The sequence below is a fragment of the Vibrio sp. EA2 genome (genome assembly GCF_033042495.1).
Classification (GTDB): Bacteria; Pseudomonadota; Gammaproteobacteria; order Enterobacterales; family Vibrionaceae; genus Vibrio.
The window spans coordinates 117,514-130,830 of sequence record NZ_JAWLID010000007.1 but is presented as its reverse complement, the minus strand read 5'-3'; the positions used below and the strand labels follow the sequence as shown (position 1 = coordinate 130,830).

Genomic DNA, 13,317 nt, shown 5'->3' with positions numbered 1-13,317 from the left:
TTTAATACCAATCAAGCTAAGGCTATCTCTCAACATAAAATTCAAAATCTGCCCGCTGAAATTGTGATGCACAAGATCATGGAAGTCACTGAGGTGTATTCCAAAGCCTGTTATTCCAACGCAGTGGCGCAAAAGGAGACTATTCAATGACTGCTTTTTTAGGCTACGAACGCTCTTGGTTAGAACAGTACAACGGTATTCACACCGCGCAAGAAATCAGCCACCAACCTCGTTTATGGCGTGCTCTCGCGACGATTCTCGAACAAAGCTACAACCAGTTAAGCGCATTCATTGACCCATTACTCGCTCGCGAAGATCTGCGCATCATCCTAACCGGCGCAGGTACATCCGCTTTTGTCGGAGATGCCGCAGCACCTTTTATCCAAGCGGGGTTACGCTTCCAAGTAGAGTCGATTCCGACCACCGATTTGGTATCGAACCCAGAGCAATATTTAGACCCGAGCCGCCCGACGCTTTTAGTCTCCTATGCTCGTTCGGGTAACAGCCCAGAAAGTGTTGCCGCGGTCGCGCTGGCCGATCAATTGGTCGAAGATTGCTACCACCTATTTTTGACCTGTAACGGCGACGGTGAGCTCTCTCGCTACGCAGAAAACGCCAAGAATGCGTACTGCCTGCTGATGCCGGAAGGCTCAAACGATAAAAGCTTTGCCATGACCTCAAGCTTCAGTTGCATGTTGATGTCGACGTTGACGCTGCTTGGTGGTGGAACTCCGCAGCAGTGGCAACGCCAAATCAGCGCTACCGCCACATTATGTGAAGCCAAAATTGACCAGTGGCAAGCAAGTATCAAATCCCTTGCGGCTCTGCCTTACCACCGTTTGGTGGTATTGGGCAGCGGCGGTTTTGCCGGACTTGCCCGTGAAGCCTCTCTGAAATCTTTGGAGCTGAGCGCAGGCAAGGTGATGACAACCTTCGACTCGTCTTTGGGTTTTCGTCATGGGCCTAAGTTCTCCATCAACGAGCAGACACTCGTGATCCAGCTGCTTTCCAGTGACAGCTACACCCGTCAATACGATTTGGATCTGTTTGATGAGATTCGTCGTGACAACCAAACGCTCGCACACGTGGCGATCAGCGAATTTGCTATGAGTGAAGACGCGGTTTTTGAACTTGGTCAGTTTGGTTTAAGTGACCAATGGCTCTGCTTCCCATTCATTCTGTTCTGCCAAATGTTGGCGTTTGAAAAGTCGCTCCAGTTGGGATTGGGGCCGGATAACCCGTGCCCGACAGGTGAAGTTAACCGTGTGGTGCAGGGTGTCACTATCTACCCATTCAATTACTCATTTTAAAAGGAATAAACCATGCCAAATATCGTTTTAAGTCGCATTGATGAACGCCTTGTTCACGGACAAGTAGGTGTGCAATGGGTAGGTTTTGCCAACGCCAACATTATCGTCGTCGTTAACGACGAGGTAGCTGAAGATTCCATTCAGCAAAACCTGATGGAAATGGTACTCGCAGACGGTATCGCAATCCGCTTTTGGACGGTGCAGAAAACCATCGACACCATTCATAAAGCCGCTGATCGCCAACGCATTCTGTTGGTATGCCGCACGCCAAAAGACTTCCGTCAATTGGTGGAAGGTGGCGTACCAATTAGCAATATCAACGTAGGTAACATGCACTACGTGGAAGGAAAAAAACAAATCTCCAAAACGGTTTCAGTGGATGCTGTAGACCTGGCGGAATTTGAACAATTAAAAGCGCGTGGAGTGACCTGCACTATCCAAGGTGTGCCCACTGAAAGCGCAACAGACCTCTTTACTCTTATCTAAATATTAAGGACACCAATTATGGAAATAGGACTATTTCAGGCGTTGATGCTCGGCATTTTAGCCTTCTTGGCCGGCCTAGATTTATTTAACGGTCTCACCCACTTCCACCGTCCGGTTGTACTCGGCCCTCTTGTCGGCCTCATTTTAGGCGACTTACAAACCGGTATTTTGGTCGGCGGTACTCTAGAACTGATCTGGATGGGGCTCGCCCCTCTAGCGGGTGCGCAACCGCCAAATGTCATCATCGGTACGATCGTCGGCACAGCCTTCGCCATCACAACCAAAGTAGAGCCAAATGTCGCGGTTGGTGTCGCGGTGCCATTCGCTGTCGCAGTTCAGATGGGTATTACGCTACTCTTCTCAGCGATGTCAGCGGTGATGTCTAAATGTGATGAGTACGCGCAAACCGCCGACACCGACGGTATCGAACGTGTCAACTATATGGCGCTTGCAGTACTAGGGGCGTTCTACTTCTTATGCGCATTTTTACCTATCTACCTAGGTGCAGAGCATGCTGGCAAAATCGTGGAAGTTCTGCCAAAAGACCTCATCGACGGCTTAGGCGTCGCCGGTGGCATCATGCCAGCGATTGGTTTTGCAGTGCTGATGAAAATCATGATGAAGAACGCTTACATCCCTTATTTCATTCTTGGTTTTGTCGCAGCGGCGTGGATACAACTACCAATCCTAGCGATTGCTGCCGCAGCCACCGCGATGGCGATCATCGACTTTATGCGCAAATCAGAACCAACCCCAGCAATGACAGCATCAGTAGAGGACTTTGAAGATGGAATCTAATGTAAGTGTAAGTAACGAACTCGACCTCCGTGGCCAAACTACTGATGTGCAACCTGCACCTGGAGTGTCTCCTGACGAGTACGAGAATAAAGAGATTGGTGCTGAGTTAACCAAAGCCGACATCAACCGTATGGCGTGGCGCTCACTGCTGTTACAAGCGTCTTTCAACTACGAACGTATGCAGGCATCGGGTTGGTTATACGGCCTGATCCCTGCGCTGAAAAAGATCCACACCAATAAAGCTGACCTGTCCAAAGCGATGCAAGGCCATATGGGTTTCTTCAACACCCACCCATTTTTGGTGACATTTGTCATGGGCATCGTACTGGCGATGGAGCGTTCAAAACAAAACATCAACAGTATTCAAAGCACCAAGATTGCCGTAGGTGCACCAATGGGCGGTATCGGCGACGCCATGTTCTGGCTCACGCTATTGCCGATTTGTGGTGGTATCGGCGCAGACTTAGCGCTGCAAGGTTCCATCATGGGCGCGGTGTTCTTCTTCGTATTGTTTAACGTGGTGCACTTTGGTTTGCGCTTTGGTCTTGCTCACTATGCCTACCGTATGGGGGTTGCTGCGATCCCTGTCATCAAAGCCAACACCAAGAAAGTTGGGCATGCGGCCTCTATGGTCGGTATGACGGTGATTGGGGCATTGGTTGCGACTTACGTACGCCTGTCAACAACCGCTGAAATTACCGCAGGCGACGCCGTGGTGAAGCTGCAGGGCGATGTTATCGATAAGTTGATGCCAGCGTTTCTGCCACTGGTATACACCCTTACGATGTATGCCCTTGTTAAACGTGGCTGGAGCCCTCTCAAGCTTATCGGTATTACGGTTGTTCTTGGTGTTGCTGGTCGCTTTATGGGCTTCCTATAACTCTTATTTCCACATGCAGTATTGGGGCTGTTAAGTCAGCCCCTGTAAGGACAGAAACATGATTGCAGTTATTCTTTCTGGTCACGGTGGGTTTGCATCGGGCATTGAGAAAGCGATTCACCAAGTGATTGGCGAACAACAACAATTCATCGCGTTAGACTTTCCTGAAGCATCCACCACGCAGCAACTTGAAGCGCAGATGCGCCAAGCGATCCAAGAGATCGACTCAGGTGAAGGTATTGTTTTTCTCACTGACTTGCTCGGCGGCACGCCTTTTCGTACCGCATCGCTGCTCAGCCAACAGCGCGATGATATTCAGGTCGTAACAGGCACCAATCTACAAATGACCGCCGAAATGTTGTTAGAACGCGACGAGCTCAAGCTTATCGAATTTCGTGACCAAGCAATTGAATGTGGTCATCGCGGCATTACCTCACTTGCCGCTGAAATGGCGTTGAAAGACAAAACAACCACAGCGGAAGAACATGATGGTATCTGATACTCACCGCTACCGAGCCCAAAGAGTGTTGCACGGCGAGCATTGGCTAGACGACGCCGTGGTCACCGTTGTTGATGGCATCATTGACGCCATTGAACCTTTTGACCAACAGCAACACGACAACACTACCGATTTAGGCCAAGTCAGCCTGATGCCAGGTCTAATTGACACCCATGTGCACGGCGCAAAAGGCTGTGATGTGATGGATGCAGAGCACAGCAGCTTAGACACCATGTCTCGCTTTTTTGCCAGCCAAGGCGTTACCGCTTTTGTTGCGACAACCGTGACGGCTCCGGTCAGTAAAATTCGCGCAGCGTTACATCAAGTCGCCAAAAGCAAGCAATGCGGCGTGCAAGGTGCTGAAATTCTTGGTGCGTATTTGGAAGGGCCTTATTTCACCGAGAAAAATCGCGGAGCTCATCCAACCGAATGGTTTAGAGAACTGTCTGTTGAAGAGTTAGAACAGTGGATTTCATACAGCGATAACCAGCTGATCACATTCGCACTTGCACCAGAAAAACAGGGCGCTCTAGATGCAATTCGCTACTTAAAAAAGCAAGGCATCAAAGTCATGCTGGGGCATACCGATGCCAGCTATGACCAAGTTCAGCAGGCACTCGATGCGGGCGCGAGTGGCATCGTGCATTGCTATAACGGCATGCGTGGACTCCACCACCGAGATCCAGGCGTAGTGGGCGCTGGCTTGTGTCATCCCAACAGCTACATCGAGATGATCGCCGATGGTCATCATGTGCACCCTTGCGCGATTGATATTGCCCATCGCTGCAGCGGATCACGCATGACCTTGATTACTGATGCTATGTGCGCAGCAGGTATGCCTGATGGTCAATATACCCTTGGTGAGTACACCGTAGAAATGAAAGACGGCGTGGTCACTACCGATACTGGTAGCCTTGCGGGCAGCACTCTGACTTTGCTCAACTCCGTCGTCAATATTCAGAACTGGCTCAATTTACCGCTTGAGCAAGCGTGGTTGATGGCTTCTTTAACTCCCGTGCAATCACTCAATTTACAACATCAACTCGGCACTCTGGAAGTGGGCAAACGCGCTTCTATGGTGGCGATTCACTCAGATTTCTCAATTGCAAAGATTGGGTTAACGGACGTCTAGTATTCGACCACGACGCAGTATCCAGTCAGGAGGCTTTATGTATCTAATTTCTTCTCGTGAAATGCTTAAACGTGCTCAACAAGGCGGCTACGCTGTACCGGCATTTAATGTTCATAACCTTGAGACAGTGCAAGTCATCGTCGAAACCGCCTCTGAATTGGGTTCACCCGTTATCTTGGCTGGCACACCGGGAACGTACGACTACGCTGGTATCGACTACCTAGTCAGCATTTGTAAAGAAGCGGCGCACAAACACTCAACTCCATTAGTACTGCACCTTGACCACCATGAAGACTTGCAAGACATTCGCAATAAAGTCGAACACGGTATCCGCTCGGTGATGATTGATGGTTCTCACCATGCGTTCGAGCAGAACATCGAGATTGTTCGCTCTGTGGTCGAATACTGCAGCCGATACGATGCCAGCGTTGAAGCCGAGCTTGGTCGCCTTGGTGGTCAGGAAGATGATCTGATTGTCGATAGCGCAGATGCGTTGATGACAGACCCAGCCTCTGCGGCTGAATTCGTTCGCCGCACTGGTATCGACTCACTGGCAGTCGCGATCGGTACCGCGCACGGCCTGTACAAAGCAGAACCTAGACTGGATTTTGCTCGCCTAGAGCAGATCCTCGCAGTGGTCGATATTCCATTGGTACTGCATGGAGCGTCAGGCGTACCGGATGAGATGGTGCGTCGTTGTATTGAGCTGGGTGTATGCAAAGTGAATGTGGCGACAGAGCTGAAAATCGCGTTTTCGAATGCCGTTAAACAGCATTTCTCTGAAAACCCAGATGCTAACGATCCACGTAAATACATCACGCCGGGCAAAGCGGCAATGAAACAGGTCGTGATGGATAAGATTTATATGTGTGGAAGTGAAGGAAGATTATGAAAACTTGCCGTTTACTAAAGGTACTTTTATTGCCTGTCATTCTAACTACACGTATTGCCATTTATTTACCTATTTGAGTCTCCCAAAATACCCTAGATTCAATAAGAGGATAAATCATTGGGTACTAAAAACGTGAGTAGATATGAGACAGAATAAGACAGAGAAGTAAGTTAACTATCTGAATTATGAAGCTTTTAGATACAAAAAAGGCCACCCGAAGGTGGCCTTTCCAAACGTTTGGTGGAGCTGGCGGGAGTTGAAATGGTTTCTCGACTTTCATAAATTCAGTAACTTATATCGATGTTACCAATTTGGTGTTGCATCAAATGTTACATCAGTTTCCTACTTAAAAAGGAACTGAACCCGCGTCCACTTATGCGTTTTTGTATTTTTTAGGCGCTGTCGATAGAGCAAAATGTTCTAACCAAGGCGGCTAGTGAACTGCACAATGAGTAATCCTAACGTAGCTGATTTTAGAGTGCTTGTGCAAGCAAGTTAAGAAAAGCAGATGATTCCTCATACGTGAATTTCGAGTTGTTTTTCATCTCCCTGCTAAGCACATCCATCAATGCTTCTTTTTTAAATAGCTCCTCTTGTAGAAACTTTTTAGTTGGCCCTGAAGCTATAACAGCGATATCGGCACCAAGTTTACAAGCACAGGCTTTTAACTCATCATAATCTTGTGCATCCATGAAACCTTCTTCGTAGAGAGCATCATAGACTGAAGGTATCTTGCTATAGGTGCTAATAAGATATAACAGGTCAGTGGCATCTTTTTTTCGTTTGTCGCTGTCTCTATCTAGCCAGGCAATTAACTTTAAGATCGCTATGCCCGCTGGAGCACAAACAGGCAGAACCAACTCAGGATCATCTTGCACTAGAACTTGCCATGAACTGTCCAACGCTTCTTGAAACCCCAGAACATTCATAACGAAGTCTCCTTTCGGAGGCCAAGCAATATTATTGTCATTTGCTATTTCACCAAATGGAACGATATCCAGTTCCCATGTCATGCCGTCACTGCATTGTCTATGAAACCGATGACTTACGTGTTCATCTTGAATGAAGCCTATGGCAATCAAGTTGGTAGCCAGATTATTGAATAGATCCCAAGATTCCACGCAGATCCCAAAGTCTACATCTCTAGTTCCTCGTTCGATCTTTGCGTCAAATCCATGGACGAGCACTAGGTCACGAGCCATTGCCCCTACGATCATATAAGGGATAGCTAGTTTTTGTGCTTCACTGTTTACATCAGCATAGAGTTCAGTAAGGCCTTTGGGGAACTTTTTATTAATTTTGACGTAGGTATTGGTCATATAGCTTCTCTGCAACCTCAAGGTTTCTCACGTCGTCTGACGCTAGTAGTTCTGCATAAACAATTAAAGGGTTCACTAAATTTCCGACAGGACCTTTTAAGACATCTAATTCGGTAAAAGGCTCTATAATCTCTATTTTTACTGAGGAGTGCTCATCTTCACGAATCTGCTTTAAGCGACCATAACGTAGTAGTAACTTGGCGTTTTCTTTGGATATATAAACTCGCGCTTTATTTGAGCTTAGAAAGTGGGTGTATCGATCAGCTGCTGCATCTCCACCTAACAATGCGTTGCATTGATTAAGCAGCTCATTGGTACACCAATCGATATTGTCAGTTGTGTACTGGATGTTAGGTGCGTTTTTTACTAGGAGATAGCCATACTCTTTAGCCCATCTCTGCATAAGGCTTTTTCCGTTTAGAAGCGTTTTTCTGTTCTTGTCAATGTAGCCCTGATTATCTAAATCCAGCATGACATCTCCAATAGTACCAAGGGATACATTTGAGGTTTTGGCTAACTCTCGATAAGGCAACGTTATAGCTTCGGGTTTGGTTAGCAAAACATATATGACTTGTAAGCCTTTCTTTCCAAATGCTTTTCCTAATACTTGCTTTTCTTTCAGTACGTTACGAGTTTTTTGTTTGTTGCCTTTGACAAAAATAAAGAATTTACCTTGGTCAAGGTATGCATTTCCACTGTGATCTATGAACTGGATTTTAGCCTCTTTTAGTCGTTGAGCTAGAGCTGGGTTTACATGATCAGTTAGAAAAACATATTTGCAAGGTGATGGAGATTGGTTTTTATAGTCGGCTATCTGCACGACAGTTAAAGGTGTTTTTTGAGTTAAACAATGAACAAAGAGTGGCTCTTTTGACCATTGATAGCTAACCTTGCCAACTGTGCCATGGCTAGAGTTATGGATGATGTCTAAACTGGAGACTGGTACGTGGTATTCATCTTTTAGTAGTGAATATGCACCTTCAAGAAGCTCTTCTTCTGCATTGTAATAGGTGTGACTATTCATCCATTTTCTCCTAACTCCTACGTTAGCTATAAATGTAGTGGAATACTGTTCACTTTTCTATAGCGTTCATTTTAAATGAACGTAAGATAAAAGTGAACATGGATGTTCATTTTTATATATCGTTCAAATTAAATGAACGTAATAAACTAATGAACAAAAAATGGTTGGGAGGAGAAAGCCAAAGGCTTCCATAAATCAAATAAAAGTATGAACTTTCCTTAAAGGTAGTATGCCTTGATCTTCAAGCCTCCTGACTTGAGTGGGATAGAGCCTTTTGGATTGCAAATGAAAGTGGTGCTGCCAGCAATGATCTTTTCTACGGGATCGTGTTGATGACCAGCAATCCAGTATCGTGCTTTAGATATCAGTTCGTCGCTTAAACTAGCATGGTAGTACGGAGCATAATCGCTGCTGGCATTTTTCTCGACAGCAAAAGCTTCTTTTGTTGGAAGGTGATGAGATATTGCTATATCAACTTTCTCTGGAAAGTTGTTAATGAATGCCTTGTGCTGATCTTCAATTATTTGATTGCTGATGTACTTTGTATCATTCATCAGTTCTGAGTACGCATCTATCAGAGCAGGTGAGTATGTGTGGATAGGAAACCAAAGAGTGCCTCCATAAATGGTATATCCATCTAAATCAATTGGTTCATTATCCAGAAAAAACAAGTTCGCAGTTGTGTCACTGTGCGTCTTAAGCTTTGCTATAGGGGAATATGCTTGATTATTAATACTGTCTGAGAAACTTATTGAAACTTGTTTGCGCAGATAGCCAGAACGGTAAGATTTACTTTTACTACTGTACCACTCGTGATTTCCTGCAACGAGGACAACGGCTCTAAAGTAAGAGCAAAGAACATTTTTTACATACGCAATGCCATTGAGTGCATTTGCAGTGTCACCTGCAATAATCAAAACTGCGTCATTATCGAAGTTATGCCAGAAGCTTCGATGGATGCCGTGTAAATCTAAGTGCAAATCAGATACCGCGTAAAATTTCAATGTATCCACCTGGCTGAGTTTGAAAATGTGTCCTTTGCGTACAGTATACCTCCTACTAATTAAGAGTTAGCTATTCCTATACGCGCCGAGGATGAAAAATAGCCAATCATCACGCTTCAAATTAATTTCATCATCTCATTATTTGCATTTTTTGAGATGAAATTGATTTATGGTATGCGTGTATTTGTTCCAGAGCACACAAAATAGGAATTCCATTGGTGATCGATAGGGAGGAGTTGTCACCTCTAATGATACCTTTCCTGCTCATAATTTGGATGTAAGTTTGTTTATGAAACTTTAACTACTCATTAGCCGTTTTCAGAGTTTGAGTCTTTAGAAACAAAAGCTAGGAATATCATTAGGTGGTGTTCATTTTATTCTTCTGTTCATAAAAAATGAACAGAAGAATAAAATGAACGCTTGATGGGGTTCTTATCTTGATGAGATCTCGCTAGCGTATAGGTGGCTATGGCATTTAGGGCAGATTGGTTTACTAGGTAGTGTAACTTGCCAATGGCATTGACACATGATGCACTCAAATTGAGCTGAACGCGTTGGCATTTGCGTTGACTGGTTGGCTTTCGTTGCTGGCAGCCATGAGTCGGAACGATGAAGCTCGAAACTCCTTGGATTGCGATTACGATGTTGGTCATTATGAAAACTCGGAGTAGGGGGCGGAGTGTACTGAGATGCTTTTAAGGATAATCGCTCAGTCGCTTCTTGCTCCGATTGAGCGTAGCGTGGGTGAAATACCCACACTTTAGATTCGACATCGTGTTGAAGGTAATCTTTCAGTCTGTCTAGTTGCCGAATCCCTGAGACTTTATCACGTGTAAATAGGTGATGTGTATCATCTAGCTTGATTTCGAGTATACCGCATTGCCTGTTATGTGGAATGAGCAATTCACTTGGAAGTGGACGGTTTGGGTGGGTGAAATAAATAACAAAGGTGAACTCACCTACTCTGCCCATGACGTCTACAACACATTTCTCAAATGAAGCTTCTTTATCGACGTTATCAAGTAAGATGGTGGATGACTTAGCAACCAAAAAATCTTCTTTGAAGCACTTTCCCTTCGCTTGTTTTGTGAGGGAACTCCTGTACTCAGGAAGAATAATAGATATACCTGTTTCTATCACTTGTCTCGCCATCATGCGAACAGAAACAAAAAAAGAAAAATCACACTCTTTATCAGTTCCTTCAACCTTGCGGCTCGCATGAGCAAAGTGCCATTGCTTTTCTTCACCTTGTCTCGCAATCAGTGGTGTGTGGCAAGAAGGGCATATACAGCCGCAATTTTTCCCTCGCACAACATCTGCGACATCCACGAATGTCTGATCTTGGGTTCTTAAGCCGAAAGGTACATGTTGCAGCATCATCAAAACGTTAATAACTCTCAATTTAGTGACGGTATGTACTGATTTTAGGCAAGAATGCTTTATAAATATGTTAAATAGGTTATGAACTGTGCCTTTGTTTTCGTATTGTCTTTTATACAATCGATTATTAACTGCATGAAAGTGATGTAATAGTCGGGGCTATATATGGATGAGCTTGAGATAATTGAACAAAAGATTCATGAGCTGAAAAAGGAGCTTGCTCAACTTGAACAGCAGAAGCAGCGTCTATTGACGCAGGAAGCGATTAACAAGGCACCTGCATGTGAAATGTCACCTCAACAAAAACTGTCTATCTATCAGAGTTATTTTAAAGGCAATACTCAATGCTATGCACATAGGTGGCAGAATCAACAAGGCAGAAGTAGTTATGCAATCGCTTGCGAAAACGAGTGGCATCAAGGTGTATGTGGCAAACCTAAAGTAAAGTGTTTGGAGTGCCCCAATCAAGCATTCAAGCCGTTAGATGATGCCGCTGTGTATACCCACCTTACTGGTAAAGAAGTTGTTGGTTTGTACCCTATGCTAGCGAACAACACCTGTTGGCTACTCGCGGTTGATTTTGACAAAAGTGATTGGCGAGAAGCCTCTCTTGCATATGTCGAAGTGTGTAAAGTAAAAGGTATCGATTGTTTATTAGAGAGGTCTCGTTCAGGTCAGGGGGCGCATGTATGGATTTTCTTTGCACAAGCGACTGACGCAAAAGTGGCTCGACAATTAGGGTTCTATTTACTTGATGAAGCCATGAAAATTCATGGCGCTTTGTCATTTGATTCCTATGACCGCCTATTCCCCAACCAAGACGTGCTACCTATCGGGGGAATTGGGAATCTGATTGCTTTGCCGTTACAAAAACAAGCTCGTGCAAACGGAAACTCGGTGTTTGTTGATCAGTCCTTTACACCATACTCTGATCAATGGGAGGTGCTAGCGTCGATGGGACGACTATCTATTGAGAAAATAGAATTACTTCTCGAAAGCAGAGTGGAGCATCGAAATGATGCCGAGGACGGTGTATCAATTAAGCCCTGGGAACGAACATTGAACACTAGAGTTTCCATCCCAGACAAACCTAAGGTGCTGGACATCGTTTTTGCTAACCGATTGTACTTACCGATAAGCCAAGTTCCGAATCCTTTAATCGCCCAGTTTAAGAAATTGGCATCCTTTTCGAATCCTAAGTTTTTCAAAGCCCAAGGGCTGCGTTTATCTACCAACGGAATTGCACGTTTTATATGCTTGGCGGAATTAGACAGTGGTTACTTGTGCTTGCCAAGGGGCTGTTGGGATGACTTAAAGGCTATTTGCTCAGAATTAGGTATTGCTCTCCAAGTAACGGATAATCGTTTTGTTGGTCAGACGCTAGCAGACATGACATTTGTTGGCTCTTTGCGCTCAGCGCAAAGTAAAGCGATTGATGTGCTAATGCAGCATGACATCGGTGTACTTCATGCTCCTACTGCCTTTGGCAAAACGGTAACAGCAATTGGTTTAATACAAAGGCGAGGAGTCAATACTCTTATCTTGGTGCATAACAAGCAGCTTGTTGACCAGTGGCAAGAGCGTTTAAAAGCTTTCACCCAGGGTATCGATATCGGCGTGTATACAGGAACCAAGAAGAAACCAACAGGACAAGTTGATATCGCGACTTATCAAAGTTTGATAAATAAGAGCGACAATAGTGTGCATTCGTTGGTGAAAGAATATGGTCAAATCATTGTGGATGAATGCCACCACCTTTCTGCACCTCAATACGAACAGGTGTTATCTGAAGCGCATGCTAAGTATGTCGTTGGGGTTAGTGCAACACTTGAAAGGCGAGATGGGCATCAACCGATAATATTTATGCAAGCTGGTAAAGTAAGGCATACCATAAAGTCAGACCGAAACAATCAGTTTGCTCAGGTATTAGACCGCCGAGAGCTGAACCTAGAAGTGCCTTTACATTTATCTTCGAACGAACCTAAACCTCATATTTCTGAGATTTATCGTTGGTTAATGCTTCACCCTATACGTAACGCCACTATTGTCGAGGGAATTCAAAAGGAAGTCTCTAATGGCCGAGTTCCGATCGTGTTAACCGAGCGGAGAGAGCACGCCAATATCATTGCAGGTTTGCTTAATGATGTGGGGATCACACACCAAATATTAGTGGGTTCGATGAAGAAAAAGCAGCAAGCTGAGGTAATGTCGAAGCTAGACAGTACACAAGTCATTGTTGCCACAGGACGTTTTGTAGGTGAGGGTTTTGACCTTCCACGTCTAGACACTTTGATATTGGCGTTGCCTGTGTCTTGGAAAGGATCGTTAATCCAATATGTAGGGCGAATACAACGCGATTACAAAGGAAAAGAGGAGGTGAAAGTGATCGACTATGTTGATGCAAAAATTCCAATGCTGCTCAGGATGTTCAATAAACGAGAAAAAGGGTATCGGGCACTTGGCTTTTCATCAGAATCAATAATCCAAGAGCAATTGATTTAGTCTTGGTTTTACCTCGATATCTAACAGGTATCGATAAACGTTAAGTACTCTACAGAAGTTACTTGAAGTGTAACTTCTGTACAGGTAATGA

The 13,317-nt window shown here is 44.9% G+C and carries 11 protein-coding genes and 2 pseudogenes; 9 read left to right on the top strand and 4 right to left on the bottom strand.

Annotation, left to right across the window (positions count from 1 at the left end):
- Window positions 1-9: 9 nt before the first annotated feature.
- The 8 genes and pseudogenes from RXX31_RS15575 to RXX31_RS15540 all read left to right on the top strand — a co-directional run.
- Window positions 10-150, top strand: a pseudogene (locus tag RXX31_RS15575) (tagatose-bisphosphate aldolase); the annotation flags it as partial.
- Window positions 147-1,310, top strand: coding sequence for an SIS domain-containing protein (locus RXX31_RS15570; RefSeq protein WP_317590474.1), 1,164 nt, complete (start codon window positions 147-149; stop codon window positions 1,308-1,310). The pseudogene RXX31_RS15575 and the gene RXX31_RS15570, both read left to right, overlap by 4 nt.
- Window positions 1,311-1,322: 12 nt before the next feature.
- Complete coding sequence (gene agaV, locus RXX31_RS15565) at window positions 1,323-1,796, top strand: PTS N-acetylgalactosamine transporter subunit IIB (RefSeq protein WP_317590473.1); 474 nt, start codon at window positions 1,323-1,325, stop codon at window positions 1,794-1,796.
- A gap of 18 nt (window positions 1,797-1,814) precedes the next feature.
- Window positions 1,815-2,594, top strand: a complete 780-nt coding sequence (gene agaW, locus RXX31_RS15560) for a PTS N-acetylgalactosamine transporter subunit IIC (RefSeq protein WP_317590472.1) — start codon at window positions 1,815-1,817, stop codon at window positions 2,592-2,594.
- Entirely contained in the window at window positions 2,584-3,474 is an 891-nt protein-coding gene (gene agaE, locus RXX31_RS15555; RefSeq protein WP_317590470.1) for a PTS N-acetylgalactosamine transporter subunit IID, read from the top strand. The genes agaW and agaE overlap by 11 nt, the downstream gene beginning before the upstream one ends.
- Before the next feature lie 58 nt (window positions 3,475-3,532).
- The gene (agaF, locus tag RXX31_RS15550; RefSeq protein ID WP_317590468.1) at window positions 3,533-3,973 is read left to right on the top strand and encodes a PTS galactosamine/N-acetylgalactosamine transporter subunit IIA; all 441 of its coding nucleotides are present in this window, start codon (window positions 3,533-3,535) and stop codon (window positions 3,971-3,973) included.
- Window positions 3,963-5,152: pseudogene (nagA, locus tag RXX31_RS15545) on the top strand (N-acetylglucosamine-6-phosphate deacetylase). Before agaF ends, nagA begins: the two are co-directional and overlap by 11 nt.
- Window positions 5,143-5,997 carry a tagatose bisphosphate family class II aldolase gene (locus RXX31_RS15540; protein WP_317590466.1) on the top strand — a complete coding sequence of 285 codons (855 nt, stop codon included), beginning with the start codon at window positions 5,143-5,145 and terminating at the stop codon, window positions 5,995-5,997. The pseudogene nagA and the gene RXX31_RS15540 overlap by 10 nt, the downstream one beginning before the upstream one ends.
- 473 nt (window positions 5,998-6,470) lie before the next feature.
- Here the strand turns inward: RXX31_RS15540 and RXX31_RS15535 are convergent, their stop codons facing one another.
- The 4 genes from RXX31_RS15535 to RXX31_RS15520 form a co-directional block, all read right to left on the bottom strand.
- Entirely contained in the window at window positions 6,471-7,316 is an 846-nt protein-coding gene (locus RXX31_RS15535; protein WP_317590465.1) for a nucleotidyl transferase AbiEii/AbiGii toxin family protein, read from the bottom strand.
- The gene (locus RXX31_RS15530; RefSeq protein ID WP_317590464.1) at window positions 7,291-8,340 is read right to left on the bottom strand and encodes a type IV toxin-antitoxin system AbiEi family antitoxin; all 1,050 of its coding nucleotides are present in this window, start codon (window positions 8,338-8,340) and stop codon (window positions 7,291-7,293) included. The genes RXX31_RS15535 and RXX31_RS15530 overlap by 26 nt, the downstream gene beginning before the upstream one ends.
- 218 nt (window positions 8,341-8,558) lie before the next feature.
- Entirely contained in the window at window positions 8,559-9,344 is a 786-nt protein-coding gene (locus tag RXX31_RS15525) for a metallophosphoesterase (protein ID WP_317590463.1), read from the bottom strand.
- A 432-nt stretch (window positions 9,345-9,776) separates the two neighbouring features.
- Window positions 9,777-10,721, bottom strand: coding sequence for a competence protein CoiA family protein (locus tag RXX31_RS15520; protein WP_317590462.1), 945 nt, complete (start codon window positions 10,719-10,721; stop codon window positions 9,777-9,779).
- A gap of 168 nt (window positions 10,722-10,889) precedes the next feature.
- Here RXX31_RS15520 and RXX31_RS15515 point away from each other — a divergent pair, with 168 nt between their 5' ends.
- On the top strand, window positions 10,890-13,226 hold the full coding sequence (locus tag RXX31_RS15515) for a TOTE conflict system archaeo-eukaryotic primase domain-containing protein (protein WP_317590461.1): 2,337 nt from the start codon (window positions 10,890-10,892) through the stop codon (window positions 13,224-13,226).
- Window positions 13,227-13,317 lie beyond the last annotated feature (91 nt).